Source organism: Winogradskyella poriferorum (assembly GCF_050618035.1).
Lineage (GTDB): Bacteria > Bacteroidota > Bacteroidia > Flavobacteriales > Flavobacteriaceae > Winogradskyella > Winogradskyella poriferorum_A.
This window is the reverse complement of sequence record NZ_JBODPY010000002.1, coordinates 504,117-522,853: the sequence shown is the minus strand read 5'-3', so window position 1 is coordinate 522,853 and position 18,737 is coordinate 504,117. Positions and strand designations below refer to the sequence as shown.

The 18,737-nt window shown below is 34.1% G+C and carries 15 protein-coding genes; 6 read left to right on the top strand and 9 right to left on the bottom strand.

Going from position 1 to position 18,737, the window contains the following annotated elements; all coding sequences use genetic code 11:
* Positions 1 to 117: 117 nt before the first annotated feature.
* The 5 genes from ACRHOC_RS07225 to prfB all read right to left on the bottom strand — a co-directional run bounded on the left by ACRHOC_RS07225 (position 118) and on the right by prfB (position 5,140).
* On the bottom strand, positions 118 to 2,475 hold the full coding sequence (locus ACRHOC_RS07225; protein ID WP_431157920.1) for a TonB-dependent receptor domain-containing protein: 2,358 nt from the start codon (positions 2,473 to 2,475) through the stop codon (positions 118 to 120).
* A gap of 117 nt (positions 2,476 to 2,592) precedes the next feature.
* On the bottom strand, positions 2,593 to 3,060 hold the full coding sequence (locus ACRHOC_RS07220) for a hypothetical protein (RefSeq protein WP_431157919.1): 468 nt from the start codon (positions 3,058 to 3,060) through the stop codon (positions 2,593 to 2,595).
* A gap of 8 nt (positions 3,061 to 3,068) precedes the next feature.
* Positions 3,069 to 3,410 (bottom strand): arsenate reductase (glutaredoxin), encoded by a 342-nt coding sequence (arsC, locus tag ACRHOC_RS07215; RefSeq protein ID WP_431157918.1) that lies wholly within the window; start codon positions 3,408 to 3,410, stop codon positions 3,069 to 3,071.
* 1 nt (position 3,411) lies between these two features.
* The gene (locus ACRHOC_RS07210) at positions 3,412 to 4,029 is read right to left on the bottom strand and encodes an HAD family hydrolase (RefSeq protein WP_431157917.1); all 618 of its coding nucleotides are present in this window, start codon (positions 4,027 to 4,029) and stop codon (positions 3,412 to 3,414) included.
* Positions 4,030 to 5,140, bottom strand: a protein-coding gene (prfB, locus tag ACRHOC_RS07205) for a peptide chain release factor 2 (RefSeq protein WP_431157916.1) whose coding sequence is annotated in 2 segments (ribosomal slippage) — positions 4,030 to 5,076 and positions 5,078 to 5,140 — 1,110 coding nt in all. Because the reading frame shifts where the segments join, the coding sequence is not laid out codon by codon here.
* A 101-nt stretch (positions 5,141 to 5,241) separates the two neighbouring features.
* On the opposite strand from prfB, the gene ACRHOC_RS07200 reads away from it, so the two are divergent.
* Together ACRHOC_RS07200 and ACRHOC_RS07195 are read left to right on the top strand one after the other, a co-directional pair.
* A complete protein-coding gene (locus ACRHOC_RS07200) occupies positions 5,242 to 7,650 on the top strand; it encodes a zinc-dependent metalloprotease (protein ID WP_431157915.1) in 2,409 nt (802 codons plus the stop codon).
* A 60-nt stretch (positions 7,651 to 7,710) separates the two neighbouring features.
* Positions 7,711 to 8,820 (top strand): ATP-grasp domain-containing protein, encoded by a 1,110-nt coding sequence (locus tag ACRHOC_RS07195; protein WP_431157914.1) that lies wholly within the window; start codon positions 7,711 to 7,713, stop codon positions 8,818 to 8,820.
* Positions 8,821 to 8,895: 75 nt separating this feature from the next.
* Here the strand turns inward: ACRHOC_RS07195 and ACRHOC_RS07190 are convergent, their stop codons facing one another.
* Entirely contained in the window at positions 8,896 to 10,362 is a 1,467-nt protein-coding gene (locus tag ACRHOC_RS07190; protein ID WP_431157913.1) for a hypothetical protein, read from the bottom strand.
* A gap of 192 nt (positions 10,363 to 10,554) precedes the next feature.
* Here ACRHOC_RS07190 and ACRHOC_RS07185 point away from each other — a divergent pair, with 192 nt between their 5' ends.
* Positions 10,555 to 11,574 (top strand): threonine aldolase family protein, encoded by a 1,020-nt coding sequence (locus ACRHOC_RS07185; protein WP_431157912.1) that lies wholly within the window; start codon positions 10,555 to 10,557, stop codon positions 11,572 to 11,574.
* Positions 11,575 to 11,597: 23 nt separating this feature from the next.
* Here ACRHOC_RS07185 and ACRHOC_RS07180 read toward each other — a convergent pair whose 3' ends face one another.
* Complete coding sequence (locus tag ACRHOC_RS07180; protein ID WP_431157911.1) at positions 11,598 to 11,921, bottom strand: YbaB/EbfC family nucleoid-associated protein; 324 nt, start codon at positions 11,919 to 11,921, stop codon at positions 11,598 to 11,600.
* 86 nt (positions 11,922 to 12,007) lie between these two features.
* On the opposite strand from ACRHOC_RS07180, the gene ACRHOC_RS07175 reads away from it, so the two are divergent.
* The 3 genes from ACRHOC_RS07175 (at position 12,008) to ACRHOC_RS07165 (ending at position 16,642) form a co-directional block, all read left to right on the top strand.
* Entirely contained in the window at positions 12,008 to 14,056 is a 2,049-nt protein-coding gene (locus ACRHOC_RS07175; protein ID WP_431157910.1) for a S9 family peptidase, read from the top strand.
* Between the two features lie 73 nt (positions 14,057 to 14,129).
* A complete protein-coding gene (locus ACRHOC_RS07170; RefSeq protein ID WP_431157909.1) occupies positions 14,130 to 15,167 on the top strand; it encodes a PLP-dependent cysteine synthase family protein in 1,038 nt (345 codons plus the stop codon).
* A gap of 215 nt (positions 15,168 to 15,382) precedes the next feature.
* Positions 15,383 to 16,642: an aminotransferase class I/II-fold pyridoxal phosphate-dependent enzyme gene (locus ACRHOC_RS07165; protein WP_431157908.1), complete on the top strand. Its 1,260-nt coding sequence runs from the start codon at positions 15,383 to 15,385 to the stop codon at positions 16,640 to 16,642.
* A gap of 51 nt (positions 16,643 to 16,693) precedes the next feature.
* Here the strand turns inward: ACRHOC_RS07165 and ACRHOC_RS07160 are convergent, their stop codons facing one another.
* Positions 16,694 to 17,812, bottom strand: a complete 1,119-nt coding sequence (locus ACRHOC_RS07160; protein ID WP_431157907.1) for a GTP cyclohydrolase — start codon at positions 17,810 to 17,812, stop codon at positions 16,694 to 16,696.
* A 17-nt stretch (positions 17,813 to 17,829) separates the two neighbouring features.
* On the bottom strand, positions 17,830 to 18,723 hold the full coding sequence (locus ACRHOC_RS07155) for a transporter (protein WP_431157906.1): 894 nt from the start codon (positions 18,721 to 18,723) through the stop codon (positions 17,830 to 17,832).
* Positions 18,724 to 18,737: the final 14 nt, after the last annotated feature.

Sequence of the window (18,737 nt, the reverse complement as noted above, 5' to 3'; positions counted from 1 at the left end):
AAAGTCGAAATCGTCACCGTTGCCGTTACCTCGGCCACTACGCTCGCGTTGTTTCTGTTGATTGAAGCGGTAAGTAAATGCTAGGTTAAACGACCTCACACGCCATTGAAACTCACTTTAGCCTTCAAAGGAATTAGTGAAGTTTTCACTTATACGTTTTCTCGAATTGAAGACATCTCTAATATTAAAAGCTAATGAAGCTTTTTCTTTAAAAAGGTCTTTGCTAAAGGCAAGATCCATTGAAAAAATACCTTGGTTACGACTTTGAGCGGTTTCACTTGGACCACGAAAGAACAAACGTGTTTGCCAATCAATTTCACCAGGTAACGTGTATTTGTTATTCACCCTTACAAACCAGCTTAAATTATCTGCATCGAAGTTTTGACCCTCAAAATCACCTCTAGTACTTGAGTTAAATAAATTGAAGTTTCCGTTAAGGCTCCATTTCTTGTTAGGTCTGTATGTTAATGTGAATTCTGCACCAATACGATCGTTAGTAGCTAGATTTATTGGCGTTCTTTGTATTACAGGTACCAAATCAAAATCCTCATTTAATTGATCAAAACCTGGATCATTAATATTAACTGTTTGATTGGTTTCAAAAATGTAGAAATTATCGGTTTCTAATGCTACGAAGTTAAAGGCTTCTTTAGCACGCTGAAAGTAAACAGAGCCATTAAAGGTGAGCTTACCAAATTTCTTAAAGTAGCCTAGATCAAAGGCACTAGAAGTACTTGGGTCTAAATAGGGATTTCCTTGAAAGAGGTTAGTGGCGCTACTTCTTGACGGAAATGGGTTAATAAATCTTGAGCGCGGACGTCTTACACGTCTGTTATAACCTAGTGTGATATTTTCATTTTCAGATAATTCAAATGCCAAGTTTACTGTAGGGAACAATTGATGATAACTTTTCTTATCAAAATCACCACTTGTAACTTGTTTAATTGTTATACGCGTTCCTTCATACCTTAACCCTAATAAGTAAGAGAATTTATCACCAATTTTATTGCCGTATTGGGAATAAAAAGCATTTACATATTGTTTAAAATCTAAGTTGTTGGTTAAATTGGTGTTAGTTTCAAATGGATCATCTGGCTCAAGTCGAAATTGAACAAGGTAATCGGTCATTAAATCAAAAAATTCACCACGATAACCTATTTCAAATTGTCCAGTTTCTTTAATTGGTTGCACATAATCTGCCTGAAGTAGAATGCGATTTTGATTTTCATCGGTAACTACATTTTCGACATCAAACCCATTTTGATTGATTAATGAACGTTCTAACTCATTACTGTCTTCGTATTGAAAATCGAAGGTTAATTTATGCTGACTATTCTCATTAAACTGTTTGTCGTAGCTTAATGAATACTGAACGGTTCGGTCATCTTCAAGCTCTGGATCTCGACGTATGGTTGTATCTAAAAGATTTCTATTAGCATCGAATTCACGTGTTCGGTTAAAGGCATCGCTTTCATTGTCACTATCGCGATATACGAACGTAGCAGTGATTGAACTACTTTCGTTCACATACCATTCTACGCCAGTATTAGTACTATAACCTTTACGAGTGCGGTCAAATTCACGATTTTCGAAAAGAAAAGTGCTAGGATCATCGCCATTAAAAAATTCAGTTTCATTTAATGAATTACCAGGAGATTCTCTATAATCGTAGCTTGTGGTATTAAAAATATTGATGTCACCAGTTCTGTAATTAATATTTCCAGAAACACCAGCCTGCCAAGGGTAACCACCATTTAAGGTAATGGCGCCGTTAAGACCTTGTAACTTACTTCGTCTTAAAATGATATTTAAAATACCTGCAGAACCTTCAGCATCATATCTAGCAGAAGGAGATGTGATAACTTCTACGCGCTCAATAGCTTCAGCGGGTAATTGCCGTAAGGCATCTGTAGAATTTAATCCAACAAGGCCAGATGGTTTTCCGTTTATTAATATTCTAACGTCATCATTTCCTCTAAGTGCTACATTTCCTTCAACATCTACAGAAACTGATGGGACATTGTCTAGAACATCACTTACTGTACCACCTCTTACGGTTAAATCTTTACCAACGTTATATATTTTTTTATCAAGCTTTATTTCTACGGTAGTTCGTTCAGCAATAACTTCGACTTCCTCGAGAGACTCTACATCTGGTAATAATCCGACGGTACCAAGATTTATATCTCTATTTATGGTTTTGTTGAGGTGTTCTTTTGTTTTGAAAGAAATATATTCTACCGCAATGTTATAAGTACCTGCTTCTATTTCTACCTTAAAATTACCATTAGCATCTGTTATGCCACCAGTAATTATTTTACCATCAGTACTAGACTTAAATGTGATGGTAGCATATTCTAAAGGAATGTTGCTCTCTTGCTCTACAACTATACCTTCTACATTAATTGTCTTTTGAGCGTTAAGGAAAACAGCGGTAAATAAAAAGATTATTACAGGTAAATAATGAATCTTCATAGGTGAAATAGGATTAGAGCTTAATGAAGTGCAAATCTAAACCTACTTAAATATGGAGTGGTTAATCTTCTGTTAAATGAAGATTGAATCTCTTAATGCAAGAATTTAGGATAACTATTACCCGTCGTTATCTTTCTTTCGTCTTTTTTTCTTTTTCTTCTTCTTTTCTTTTACCACTTCTTTTTCATCAAATTCGCCTTTTACCATCTCTTGAATTTTTTTCATATCACCTTCTGAGATTAAGGATTTTAATTCTTCAAAATGTGTTTTTTCAAGCTGTTCAATGGCTTTTTGACGTTCAAATTTTCGCTCAAAAGGTGTTTTGAACAATGCTAGTTTTGCATCATAAAATGAATTGAGGTGTTGTCTAATAATCACTTGCTGAAATTCATCAGCTTCTAAGGTGGAAAGAAAATTAGTGATATATTCTTGTTTACGTTCTTCAATTTCGCGTTCGCGCTTTGCTAATTCCTGTTCAGTTGGTTCTCTTTGTACTTGAGGATTACCCATTCGGTCTCTCCTCATCTGACTATGGACATTTATACTTAGGAAAAGTGTAATTGCAACTAAAAATAATTTCTTCATAATTCTTACTATATAATTTCTAATATATTATAAGCAGGCCTACCAATTCTGGCATTATTACCATTAACAACAATAGGTCTTTCAATTAGTTTAGGATAGTTTGCCATGGCTTCGATAATCTCATCATCAGACATAGTTTTACCTTTGTAATCCGATTTCCAAATCGCTTCATTACGTCTCACCAATTCTATAGGATTAATATTCAGTTTATCGATTATGTCCTTTAAATCTGTAACTGTAAGTTGGTCATCAAGATATTTAATAACTTCAAAAGTTTTACCAGAATTTTCTAGTAATTCTAAACCTACTCGAGATTTTCTACAACGTGGATTATGATAGATTTTAATCATATTAAAAGTTAATATTAAACGCGTTCAATTCATTAATCAACGCATTAGGGTTTTCAAAATGTATGCCATTTATTCCTAATGCTTTGGCAGCATTGATATTTCTTAAATTATCATCAATAAAAACAGCATTTTCGGCTGTAATATTAAATCGGTTTAAGGTAATATCATAAATTTCCTTAAATGGTTTTCTTGTTTTTTCTTCTCCTGATACTATAATTCCCTCAAACCAATGTAAAAAATCAAAGCGATCTAAAGCTATTGGAAAGGTTTCGTGACTCCAATTGGTTAGTGCAACAACTTTAAGATCTTTTCTTTCTATAAGAGCCTTGAGGATATCAACAGTTCCTTCTATGGCATCTCCCAACATTTCAACCCATCTACCATAGTACATACGAATTAGGTCTTCATGCTCAGGAAAAAGAGCTACTCGTTCTTCTGTAGCTTGTTGTAAGGGATAACCTGCATCTTGGTTTTCATTCCAATCGTGGGTACAAATATTATCAAAAAACCATTGCATCTTTTTACGGTCACCATTAAAAACATCCAAGTAAACATACTCAGGATTCCAGTCAATAAGTACACCTCCAAGATCGAATATTATAGTATCAATAGTTTTCATTTATAAGCTATTTGTATTTTCTTCTTTTTGTCCCATCATCATTAAATAGGACTTTAAAAATGGTTCGATATCACCATCCATTACGGCATCTACATTGCCTGTTTCGTGGCTAGAACGCACGTCCTTAACCAATTTATAAGGATGCATTACATAATTTCTAATTTGGCTTCCCCATTCAATCTTCATCTTACTTGCTTCAATATCTTCGCGCTGTGCCATTTGCTTTTGCAGTTCAATTTCATATAACTGAGATTTTAGCATTTGAAGAGCTCTAGCGCGATTGTCATGTTGTGATCTGGTTTCTGAGCACTGAATTTGAATTCCTGTTGGTTTATGTAATAACTGAACTTTAGTTTCAACTTTATTCACATTTTGCCCACCTGCACCACTAGAACGGGCTGTGGTAATCTCAATATCTGCTGGATTAATATCTATTTCTATAGAATCATCTACCAATGGATATACATATACCGATGCAAAGCTCGTATGACGTTTGGCATTACTATCAAAAGGGGAGATGCGCACTAGTCTATGTACACCATTTTCGCCCTTAAGCCATCCAAAAGCATAATCGCCATCAATCTCTAGTGTTACTGTTTTAATACCTGCAACATCACCTTCTTGATGATTAAGTTCTTTAATTTTGAATCCGCTTTTCTCAGCATACATGAGATACATGCGCATTAGCATACTTGCCCAATCACAGCTTTCTGTGCCTCCTGCACCAGCAGTAATTTGTAGAACAGCACTTAAACTGTCACCTTCTTCAGATAACATGTTTTTAAATTCTAATTTTTCTAATGCATTTAAGGCTTTTTCAAATCGAGATTCAACGTCAGCCATAGTGGCTTCCTCTTCCTTATAAAATTCGTAGATAACCTCTAAATCTTCGGTAAGTGTCTGTGCTAGTTCATAATCTTTTACCCAGCTTTTTTTCTCTCTTAGAGAACGCATTACCTGTTCTGCTTTTTTTGAATCGTTCCAGAAGTTGGGATCAAATGTTTGTTCCTCTTCGTTAGAAATTTCTATAAGTTTAGCATCTAAGTCAAAGGTACTGCCTTAGCTTAACTAGGCGTGTATTTAGATCTTTAATTTGATCTGATGTAATCATTGGGATGTAAGTTTTAGCAAATATAAGTTGCCATATTAATTCGCCATAATTTAAACATAGTTTTTTGATAAAATCCTTAGCTTTATATCAAATATAATTTCATGAAGAAAACGATCATTTTATTGGCCCTCTCTATTCTAATTTCTAATGGGTTTGCCCAACAATTTAAAAAGGAAAATTTGAAATCTTATGAAGGATATTTTAGTTTTTTCTATGATGAAGCTACCGATAAAATATATTTAGAAGTTGATAAATTAGAACAGGAGTTTTTGTATGTAAGCTCATTAGCTTCAGGAGTTGGAAGTAATGACATTGGCTTAGATCGAGGGCAAATGGGATATGAAAGAGTCGTCTATTTTAAAAAAGCTGGAAATAAACTGTTACTCATACAGCCTAATTTAAAATATCGGGCAACTTCGGATAATGAACTAGAACGGAAAAGTGTAGAAGAAGCCTTCGCAAAATCAGTATTATTCGGATTTAAAATTATACCAAGTGATGACGATAATTATACTATAGATTTTACACCTTTCCTAATGCAAGACACTCATGGTGTTGCAACAGTTTTAAAAACTAAAAAGGAAGGTGATTATAAATTAGATCTTACAAAAAGCGCTTTAGCATTAGAAAGAACAAAGGCATTTCCAGAAAACGTAGAATTTGAGGCCTTATTAACATTTATAGGACAACCCACAGGTAAAAATCTAAGAACTGTTGCGCCAACAGTAACCAATGTCTCCGTAATTCAACATCACTCATTTATTAAGTTGCCAGATGCTAATTATAAACCAAGAGAATTTGATCCTAGAAGTGGAGCAATTTCAATAAGCTACATGGATTATGGAGTAGCTATACAAGAGGACATAAAAAAGCGCTATATAATAAGACATCGGTTAGAGAAGACAAACCCAGAGTTGGCCTCAAGCACAGTAAAAGAACCCATAATCTATTATTTAGATCCAGGTACGCCAGAACCTGTACGTTCTGCATTACTTGATGGTGCTAGATGGTGGAATGAAGCTTTTGAAACTGCGGGATTTAAAAATGCCTTTCAAGTAAAAATGTTACCAGAAAATGCAGACCAAATGGATTGTAGGTATAATGTGATACAATGGGTGCATCGAAGTACAAGAGGTTGGAGTTACGGTCGCAGTGTTGTAGATCCAAGGACAGGTGAAATTATCAAGGGTCATGTAAGTCTTGGAAGCTTAAGAATTCGACAAGATTTTATGATAGCGCAAGCATTAATGAATAAGCCTTTTGCCGAAAGTGACACGAACTATCAACCCATGCTTGATTTGGCCTTAGCTAGAATAAGACAGCTCAGCGCTCATGAAGTTGGACATACTTTGGGCTTTACACATAATTTTGCTTCAAGTGTAAATAATAGGGCCTCAGTAATGGATTATCCGCATCCAAATATTAAAGTTAAAAATGGAGCTATTGATTTTAGTGACGCTTATGCCGTTGGTATTGGTGATTGGGATAAGGTGACGGTTGCCTATAGTTACTCAGAGTTTAATACAACTGAAAACGAAAAGAATGAGTTAAATAAAATTCTCCTAAATGCCCAAGAGAAAGGATTACGTTTCATTTCTGATTCTGATGCACGAGCCTCAGGAGGTGCACATGCTTTTGCCCATTTATGGGATAATGGTGAAACACCAAATAGTGGACTTGAAGAGGTCTTGAAAGTTAGAGAAAAGGCAATTCAGAATTTTTCAGTTGAAAATATTAAATCAAATGATCCTTATACTGTTCTTGAAGATGTGTTTGTGCCGTTGTACTTCTATCATAGGTACCAAGTTGAGGCGGCAACAAAGGTAATCGGTGGTCTTGATTATAACTATACTTTAAAAAATGATAATCAATTTACAGTAAGACCAATAAGTAACGAGAATCAACGAATGACGTTAAACACTATTTTAAAATCTATCAGTCCCGAAGTATTGGCTATTCCAAAAGATAAATTAGATCTTTTTCCGCCTAGGGCTTTTGGATATAGTCGCAATAGAGAATCATTTAAAAGCCTTTCTGGTGTTGCGTTTGATCCCTTTAGCGCAGTTGATACAGCCAGTGATATGGCTCTACGATTCCTATTACATCCAGAACGAGCTAATAGATTGATAATTCAAGAAAGTCTAGATAAGGACCAGCTATCATTGAATGAGGTATTTAATGAAATTATTAAGCAAACAATCCAGAAAAAAAATAAAGACTATTATCATGAGCAGGTGCAACACCAAATAAATGGTAATGTTTTAAAATATATAATGAATTTAGCTGTGAATAATAAATCATACCTTCAGGTTAAAGCGAAAGCCAATTATTCTATTGATAAAATATTGGATATTTTAAATAAGCAAAAGGAGAATTCTATTTATTCAAAACATTATATCAAGATTATAAATTCTTTCAAAAAAGACTCCGAAAAATTCAAGATATTACCATCACCGAAAATACCTGATGGTTCACCTATTGGTAGCACACTTTGTTCTTATAATGATTAGTTTTACCTTGTTATAAATAAACCGCTCTAGTCAATTATTGTTAGGTGTATTTTTCAAGAGATGAATAAAACAAAGTTAAATTTTTCTGTTCTCATACCTGATAGTGAAAGTGATACCACTTTGGCTCTTCAGGTGGTATATTGTTTGTCTGCAATAGGAAAAGTAAAGGTTTATGTAATGTCTTCAGAGAAAAAGAATATTCTTAAATATTCTAAGCATGTTAATTACTTTTTCTACAATGCATTTAGTAGTGAGTTGGAATGGATAGAATATATTAATAAGGTAGTTAGAACACATGACATTGATCTCATAATGCCAATTTATGAGTATGGAGGGCATCGCATCCTAAAAAATTTAAATAAAGTAGAGCAAAAGAATAAGTTGTGCGTATTACCCAAACTTGAAGATTTTAATAACGCCAGAAACAAGGGACTCTTATATGAATTTATGACTCAACACAGTATACCATGTCCGTTGAGTAAAGTCTTGAAATCGAGAGCGGATTTAAATACATTGAGCATAGATTATCCTTTGATTGCTAAACCTGTTGAAGGCTATGCAGGAGGTAGGGGAATAAAGGTATTAAATAACCATAATGACTTATTACAGTATTATGATAGAATGTCGACCAAGACTCAAATCATTGTCCAAAATTATATAAAAGGATATGATATAAGTTGCAATGTATTATGTAATAATGGGAGGATACTCGCTTACACATTACAAAAAGCTAATAATCAAAATGATAATTTATCACCATTAATTTCATTCAAGTTTTTTGATAATTTGCAATTATATGAAATACTCAAATCTCTAATGCAAAAGTTAAATTGGTCGGGATTAGCAAATATTGATGTAAGATTTGATGAGAAGGATAATAGTTTTAAAGTTCTTGAGATAAATCCTAGATGTTGGTTTAATATAGATGCCTCTGCTATTGCGAATGTAAACTTTCCATTTTTATATGCTTTGAAGTCTCTAAATTTTGAAATTGTTCCCTCAAAAGCAAATACCTTTCAATACTATAACCTTAAAGGATTATTCAAGAAGATTTTAAAGAATCCATTGATTGTTTTCAATTATAATTTTCTTAAAAAACAGACACCGTTGTTTTTTGCGTTGGGAGATCCCTTACCTTTAATTTATAAATTCTATTGGAGAAAATCTTAGTGTTCGAATTGGATAAACTAAAAGAGGCGCATTCAATGCGCCTCTTTTAGTTATTATTAAGTGATATTCGATTTTCTACCACCACCAGCACCAGTGATGCGGAGGAACATATTCACATAATTCTCCACCAAGAGAACTTTCTCCACTTACCACTTCAACGACACCACGTCTATAACCTGGACCAATGTTAATGTGGCAATTTGTTTTAATTTTTGTATAGTAACAGTGATCTACAAAGATGTATACCCATTTGCCAAAAGTACCATTTTGATTAACACCACTTAAGTCAAAGTTTTCGTTTGGTTCAACTACTTGATCAAAAATCTTAGCTGCATGCCAAGTGTTACCAATTCTTTGGTAAGCTCTAACACGGTGACTGTTGTGCCAATCCCAATTTAAAGTTAAGTCTGTTACCTTACCAGTACAATCTTGACATTCTTCTTCAGGAGCACATTCTGGATTTGGATTATCGAATCTTCTACCATAACCTGGACCATCTCCACTTTGGTAACATCCAGCTTTAACCCATACAGAAACTATTGGAGAACCATCAGGAGAACATAAACTTGCTGTTTGTCCATCTAAATCTTCATATTTTACTTCAGATCCATCAGCCGTTAACAATACAATGTTTGATAAATCTTTACAAGCACTAACTTCTACACATTGACAATCACAAGAAAAACTAACTGACATGCTCGCATCACAACCACTGCATTCTCCATCAGAGACCTCAGTATATTCGCAATCTTCTACCTCAGGTATTTCTTTACAAATTAATAAGGATTGTACATTATCAGGATCATTAGGTATTAATAGTAACCCTAGTTTATCACCACATGCAGGCTCATAACCATCACCATTTGCTTCTGCAAGAGCAAATATGGCATCTCCTTTAGCATTATCAATTGATGGTACCCAATCTCCTGGGTTAGGTGTTAAAAAGTCAGTAAAATCATTTAAGAATGGCCCTTCAATTAGTCTCCAAATAGCATATTGAACATGTCCATAAGTGTATTCAGAACCTTCACTTATGTCAATATTATTAATAATCCAATTTACTTTGTCGAATTCTTCATTGTTAGTGAAGACATCTGCATAAATTCCTCCATCGCTTACAGCTGAATCATAAGTAGAAATAACAGCAAAATCAAGAAAATCATCATCAGCTCCGAGACTTGGAAGTCTATCAGAACAATATGCTTGGATTACATCTCCTCCATCAATGGAAATATCAAAATAGCCATTATCTCCAGGTTTATTTACAACTTCGATATTAACGTTCTCACTATAACCTGTATCTAAAAGATCTGGAGTACAATCAATTGTTGTTTTAACAGAAAAGGATTGCTTTTTAGTTCTTAATACTTCACTGTTTTCATCAAAGACCAGTTCTTCATCTAATAATCCATCAGATACAATGTCCCCATCTTTAAATCTCAATAAGGGCTGTTCTGGCCCATCTTCTTGCACAGATTCATTTTGACAAGAAGCAAATATCATTAGCAATGCTAATAATGTTAACTTAGTTATTTTTTTCATGATTTAATTAAAAATTGTTTAATAGCACCTCAAATTCATTTGTTAATGCTTTTAACAAACAATAAAATTGTTAAACACCGTTTTTAATAGATGAATAGATAAAAATCAAATTTTACCGTTATAATTCACTATAAAATGATGTGTCACTTAATTTAATTTAGCATTATTTTTACTAAAAAATTAAAACGTGCAATGATAATAGATTTAAGAAGCGATACAGTGACTAAGCCAACTGTTAATATGTTGGAAGCTATGTTAAATGCTGATGTGGGTGATGACGTATATAAGGAAGATAATTCTGTTAACGCTTTAGAGAGCAAATTGGCAGAAATGTTTGGTATGGATGAGGCATTATTTTTTCCTTCCGGTAGTATGGCAAATCAAGCAGCATTGAAATTACATACGAACCCAGGGGAACAGGTAATTTGCGATAAGTATGCGCACATATATAATTATGAAGGAGGAGGCGCATCTTTTAATAGTGGTATATCTTGTAAACTTGTAGATGGACATCGTGGCATGTTCACTGCAGCACAGGCAGAAGCATCTATAAATCCGCCAGATTTTTATCATAGCCCTTTAACATCTCTGATAGCTGTGGAAAATACTACCAATAAAGGAGGTGGTGCTTGCTGGGATTTTGAACAATTAAAAGAACTTAGAACTGTTGCACATAACCACAAACTTGGATACCATTTAGATGGTGCCCGATTATGGAATGCTTTAGCCGAAACAAATAAAACACCAAAGCAATACGGCGAGTTGTTTGATACAATCTCTGTTTGTTTAAGTAAAGGTCTTGGATGCCCAATGGGTTCAGTGTTAATTGGAAAAAAAGAACTCATGCAAAATGCTATTCGGGTTCGAAAGATTCTTGGTGGTGGTATGCGTCAAGTCGGCTTTATGGCTGCAGCAGGGATTTATGCGCTAGATCACCATGTACACAGACTAAAAGAAGATCATAAAAGAGCTAAAGAAATAGGTGAAGTTCTAAATAGCTTATCCATCATTCAGAAAGTAGAGCCCATTGAAACCAATATAATCATCTTTGAGTTGGACGGTTCTATTAATGAACAAGATTTTTTTGATCGACTAAAAGCTAAAAATATTCACATTATTGGGATGGGAAATAATAAACTAAGAATGGTAACCCATTTAGATTATAATGATTCGATGCACGAATTTTTATTAAAGAGTTTAAAGGCGATGTAAACAATAATTCAACAACCCTTACACTACTTAAACATATCTAATCCTGGAATATTAGGCATTCCCTCTTTTGCAACAGCTGCCAATTCAGCTTCGTTGACTTTAGTAGCCCTATCAATGGCTTTGTTTAAGGTTAGAATTAAATAATCTTCGAGCATTTCTTTGTCTTCGAGTAAAGCATCATCAATGCTTAAGGATTTAATACTTCTATTTGCTGTGATACTTACAGACAGTAAGTTATCATGGCTAGATTCATCTAAAATGACATTATTTAAACGCTCTTTGGTTTCTTCAACTTTCTTTTGGGCTTCTTTTAATTTGTTCATCATGCCCATCATATCTCCAAACATAGCTTCAGTTTATTATAATTGAACGCAAAATTAGTAAATTGCGCCACTTTTTTGACCTACTTTTTAATAAAGCAATGTTAAAGATTATGAGTAATAATTTCCCAGTAGCAAATAAAATTCCACATAAACTCGAAAAACATGGTGACATTCGTATCGATAATTATTTTTGGATGAATGATCGAAATAATCCGGAAGTACGGGATTATCTTATTGCTGAAAATGATTATTGTGATCAAAACATGGTGCACACAGAAAAGTTTCAGGCTGAACTTTTTGAGGAAATGAAGTCAAGAATTAAAGAAGACGATTCTTCTGTGCCTTATAAATATAATGGTTACTGGTACATAACAAAATTTGAAAAAGGGAAAGATTATCCTATCTATACACGACGAAAAGAGTCATTAGATAATCCAGAGGAATTATTGTTTGATTGCAATGAAATGGCCAAGGGCAAGAGTTACTTCAAGTTAGTTGGTATAAGTGTAAGTCCAGATAATCGATTTGTGTCTTTTGGAATTGATGAAACAGGAAGAAGACAGTATACCATTCATATTAAAGACTTACTTACAGATGAAGTGCTTAAAGATCAAATGAATAATACTACAGGTTCATCAACTTGGGCTAATGATAGCCAAACGATTTATTATACACGGAAAGATCAAACCACTTTACGAGCAAATCAAATTTACCGTCATGAATTGGGCACAGAAAACGATGAATTAATTTTTGAAGAAGGGGATGAAACTTTTGGTGTAACAGTTTATAAGACTAAATCCAGGAAATATATCATCATAGCATGTTATAGTACTTTAACTAATGAGTATCATTACTTAAGTGCAGATGAGCCTAAAGGTAAATTTAAATTATTTCAAGAGCGGATTCGTGGGCTTGAGTATAGCATTTCTCATTTTGAAAGTAATTTTTACATCCTTACTAATAAGGATGGTGCAACCAATTTTAAAATTATGAAAACACCAATTACAGATACAGGTGTTAATTATTGGGAAGAACTTATTGCACATAGAGAGACCACTTTAATAGAAAATGTTGACATATTTAAAGAATACTTGGTAATTAGTGAACGTACTAATGGTCTTAACCAAATAAGAATTAAACGATGGGACAATAGTGCGGACTATTATCTACCATTTGATAATGAAACCTATACCTGTTATACGACTACCAATATCGAATTCGATACCCATAATTTACGTTATGGTTATAATGCTCTGACGACGCCTGCTTCAATTATTGAGTTTAATATGAAGACTAAGGCTAAAACTGTTTTAAAAGAGCAAGAAGTTTTAGGAGGGAAGTTTAAAAAAGAAAACTATGTTTCCGAACGTATTTGGGCAACAGCTAATGATGGTGAAAAAATACCAATATCTATTGTTTACAAAAAAGGTATAGATAAAAATGGTAAAAACCCCTTATTGCAATATGCCTATGGGAGTTACGGTTCTACTGTAGATCCTTATTTTTCTACAATCAGATTAAGTCTATTGGATCGAGGTTTTATATATGCAATTGCCCATGTACGCGGTGGGGAATATTTAGGGCGACCATGGTATGAGGCAGGCAAATTATTACACAAGAAGAATACATTTGAAGATTTTATTGCCTGTTCTTTAAAGCTAATTAAGGATCGATATACTTCATCTAAACACCTGTATGCTATGGGAGGAAGTGCTGGAGGTCTCTTAGTTGGTAGCGTTATTAACTTAGCACCCGAATTATATAATGGCGTAATAGCGGCTGTACCATTTGTAGACGTTGTAACAACAATGCTAGATGATTCCATACCGCTTACTACAGGTGAGTATGATGAATGGGGAAACCCTAATGATAAGCTTTATTACGACTACATGAAATCCTATTCACCCTACGACAATGTGGAAGCCAAAGATTACCCTCACCTTTTTGTAACATCAGGATTTCATGATTCACAGGTACAATATTGGGAACCAACAAAATGGGTCGCTAAATTACGAGAATTGAAAACCGACAACAATAAATTATTGTTGAGAACCAATATGGATGCTGGTCATGGTGGTGCTTCTGGTAGATTTGAGAGTCTAAAAGAAGATGCTGAAGAGTTTGCTTTCCTCTTAGATCTAGAGGGAATCCAAAGCTGATTTAAAAAAAAATGTTACTTTTGCGAGGTTTAAGTCGACAATTTTTTAAATTGTAGAGCGATAAATAGCATTTATGAGCAACAATAAAAATGTATTTGATAACGTGCTTCAACTAATAGGAAGTACACCCTTAATCAAATTAAATAAAATGACCGCCGACTTTGATGGTGATTATTATGCAAAAGTTGAAGCATTTAATCCAGGTCATTCTTCCAAAGACAGAATTGCGTTACATATAATTGAAGAAGCAGAGCGTCAAGGTATTCTAACTCCTGGTGATACGATCATAGAAACTACTTCTGGAAATACTGGGTTTAGTATTGCCATGGTGAGTATCATTAAAGGATACGAGTGTATTCTTGCAGTAAGCTCAAAATCTTCAGCAGACAAAATAGACATGCTTAAGTCTATGGGTGCTAAAGTTTATGTTTGTCCTGCTCATGTTAATGCGGATGACCCAAGATCTTATTATCAAGTAGCGAAACGATTACACGAAGAGATAAAAGGATCTATTTACATCAATCAGTATTTCAATCAATTAAATATTGATGCGCACTACAATACAACAGGTCCTGAAATCTGGGAGCAGACAGAAGGTAAGATAACCCATTTAGTTGCATGTAGTGGTACTGGTGGTACAATTTCTGGAATTGCCAAGTACTTAAAAGAACAAAATCCGAACGTCAAAATAATCGGTGTTGATGCTTATGGTTCTGTATTGAAAAAGTATCATGAGACTCGTGAATTTGATGACAAGGAAATTTATCCATACCGAATAGAGGGCTTAGGTAAAAACTTAATCCCGACGGCAACAGATTTTGACAGTATTGATAAGTTTATAAAGGTTACAGACGAAGAAAGTGCTCATACTGCAAGAGAAGTTTCTAATACAGAAGGTTTATTTGTAGGGTATACTAGTGGAGCAGCAATGCAAGCTGTAAAGCAGTTAAACGAAGAAGGAGAGTTTTCTCCAAACGATAAGATAGTCGTAGTTTTTCCAGATCATGGTTCAAGATACATGAGTAAGGTATACAGTGATAAGTGGATGCAAGATCAAGGTTTCTTTGATAGTCAGCACGAAGTGCAAACTACGATTGAGTACATAAAATAATAATAGATTTATATAAATCAAGACCTATCATGGTAAATCTATGGTAGGTTTTTTTATGTTAAAAAACGATGCAAATAGTCAAGAAAAATAAATTATGCGGTCATAATATTATTGACTAATTTTGCACGAACTAACAATATTAAATTAACTAAATTTTAAGAGTTTTTGATTAGTGTTAAGGACACGATCTAAACAATTAATGGCGAGTGTAACGAATGAAAGATTTATTTGATAAGATTTATAGAGATAAAGGTCCTTTAGGTAAGTGGGCGTCTCAGGCTGAAGGTTATTTTGTTTTCCCAAAATTAGAAGGTCAAATTTCTAATAGAATGAAGTTTCAAGGTAAAGACGTTATTACCTGGAGTATTAACGATTATCTCGGTTTAGCTAATCATCCGGAAGTCCGTAAGGTAGATGAAGACGCTGCAAAACAATATGGTTCGGCTTATCCAATGGGAGCAAGAATGATGTCTGGTCATACTGATTTGCATGAGCAATTACAAAATGAATTAGCATCGTTTGTAAATAAAGAAGCGGCATACTTATTAAATTTTGGTTATCAAGGTATAATGTCTACCATCGACGCACTTGTCGGTAAGGACGATATTATAGTATATGATGTTGATGCTCATGCTTGTATTATTGATGGTGTGCGCCTTCATATGGGTAAACGTTTCACCTACAAGCATAATGATGTTGAAAGTCTTGAGAAGAATCTTGAACGTGCAACTAAGATGGCTGAGCAGACTGGTGGAGGAATACTAGTTATTTCAGAGGGTGTATTTGGTATGCGAGGTGAACAGGGTCGTTTAAAAGAAATTGTTGAACTTAAGAAGAAGTTTAACTTCAGATTCCTTGTTGATGATGCGCACGGATTTGGTACACTAGGTGCTACAGGAGCAGGAGCAGGGGAAGAACAAGGTGTACAAGACGAGATTGACGTTTACTTTGCAACTTTTGCAAAATCTATGGCGAGCACAGGTGCCTTTATTGCTGGTGACCAAGAAATCATAGACTACCTTAAATATAACTTAAGGTCTCAGATGTTTGCTAAGTCTTTACAGATGCAGTTAGTTGTAGGAGCACTAAAAAGACTTGAAATGCTTCGTACAATGCCAGAGTTAAAGAAAAATCTTTGGACTATAGTTGAAGCATTACAAAGTGGTTTAAAAGAAAGAGGTTTTGATATAGGAACCACACAGAGTTGTGTTACACCAGTCTATTTAAAAGGTAGTATTCCAGAAGCAATGGCTTTGGTAAGAGATTTAAGAGAAAATCATGGTATTTTCTGTTCAATAGTAGTATATCCAGTTATTCCTAAAGGATTAATCTTGTTGAGAATGATTCCTACTGCAACACATACACTCGAAGATGTGAGAGAGACATTAGATGCTTTTGATGCAATTAGAGAACGACTTACTAATGGGACTTACCGCAGAATGTCTGCTGCTTTAATAGAAGCAATGGGTGAGTAAACTAGAATAATAAAAGAATTAATTAAGGCTTTGTTTTAACAAAGCCTTTTTTTATAGATCTTTTTTGAATGTTTTTCGTCTTTTATAAACCACAGGACCAAAATGCTTCCATATTTTATGAATAGCTTCATTATCTTCTAATTCTGGTGTGCGATAACAGGTCTCAATACCTTTAGATACAAAGGTGTTGTAATATTCGTTGAAAATTACAGCATGTACGCCTTTGTTTTGATAATCAGGATGAATACCAATTAGGTAAAAAATAACATCCTTGCTATTCTTCTTAGCTTTGAGAATATGTATAAATCCAAAAGGGAATAGCTTACCTTTCATTTTTTGAAGTGCTTCGGCAAACCTCGGCATCACAATGGCAAAACCTACTAAATTATCCTTTTCATCAACAACAAACTTGATGTATTCAGGATTAACAAACCCGATAAATTTCTTTTTAAAATACTCTTTTTGAACATCTGTTATTTCAACAAATGAGGACAGGCCAGCATAACTTTCATTAAAAAGATCGAACATTTTATCTGCATATGGCATAACTTCACTTGTCTTAGTGAAGGCTAAAGCTTTTAATTTATATCGACGCTTAATTAACTCTTGAGCTTTTACAAAGGCCTCTGGTTTAACATTTGCAAAAGGAAATTTACTTTCTGAATATGCCTTTTCGATAACATAACCATGTTGCATATAATGATCCACATAATAAGGATGGTTATACCAAGTAATCATTGGAGCTATACTCTCAAATCCTTCAGTCATAACACCTACTTTATCCAAATTTGAAAAACCAACAGGCCCTTCTGTATAATCAAGGTTATTTTCCTTCCCAATATTTTCAACAACCTCAAGTAGTGCTTTACTAACCTCTAAATCATCTATGAAGTCAAACCAACCAAACCTCATCTTTTTTTGGTTTTGTCCCTTTACCTCTAACCAATTTATTATTGCTGCGATACGACCAACAATTTTACCATCTTTATAAGCTAAAAAGAATTGTGCTTCTGCATCTTTAAAAACGGGATTTAAATCCTTGTCAAAGGTTTTTACTTCTTCCGATATAATAGGAGGAACCCAATACGGGGAATCTTTATATAGCTGAAAAGGAAATTTGACAAATGCCTTTATTCCTTTTTTAGATTTTACCTCTTTAACTGTGATCATTAATTAAAATAGAATTTTTAATAACCGTTATCAACCTCTTTATCCTTATGAAAATCTAAACGATAAGATGCGCCAAAGGCTATGTTAAAAACGGAAGGTGTATCTTTTGTATTAAATGCAATATTAGCATCAAGTTGAAAGTCTTTATTCCATAGATACGCACCACCAACTCTAAAAATATTATCGGCATAAAAATCACTATTTATGCCTTGAGCTTCACCAAAAATAACCCACTGTGGTGTAAAAGAATGGGTAAGCGTTAGAATATATTGAAATATTGGGTCGTCTGTTCCGATTCGATCTTGAATGAAATTCATAACAAATACCCAGCCACCGTTAAAGTTATTTTGGGTTGCGATCATTACTTTAGGACTAAATCCTTCGACACCAGGCGCTGTATAGGGATTTGGATCACTGTCAAAATTAGCGCCAGCATAAACAGAAACAGCAGGTATTAAGGATTTCCACTTAAAACTTCTATTAGCATGATAACTATATAAATTTGGTTTATCCTCTTCTGCATTCTTGTATGGGTCATAAACGAGATACTTTGCACCGAGTGAGAAGTTTTTGAAATTTGATCGCTTATTCTCAACAGGAATTGCAGCATTATTAAATGTGATCTTGTCATTTTGATACACACCATCAAGAGATATTTCTAATTCTTCAAAAAGAAAGCCATATCGGGCTGAAAAATCAATACCAAATCCACTAACGTCGTATCTTAAAGGGGTGTGTTCTTCGTTTACAGTAAACGCACCTACTTCAAATTGCACAACGTTTGTACCAACGGAAAAGGCACTTTCAGAAACTCCTGGTCTATTGGAGTTTATTACTTCTGTATATTGACCATAAGCTGATATAAATGAAAGTAAAGTGATAAAGGTTACTAGTGATCTGAGTGCCATCATTGCTTTTAGTTTAG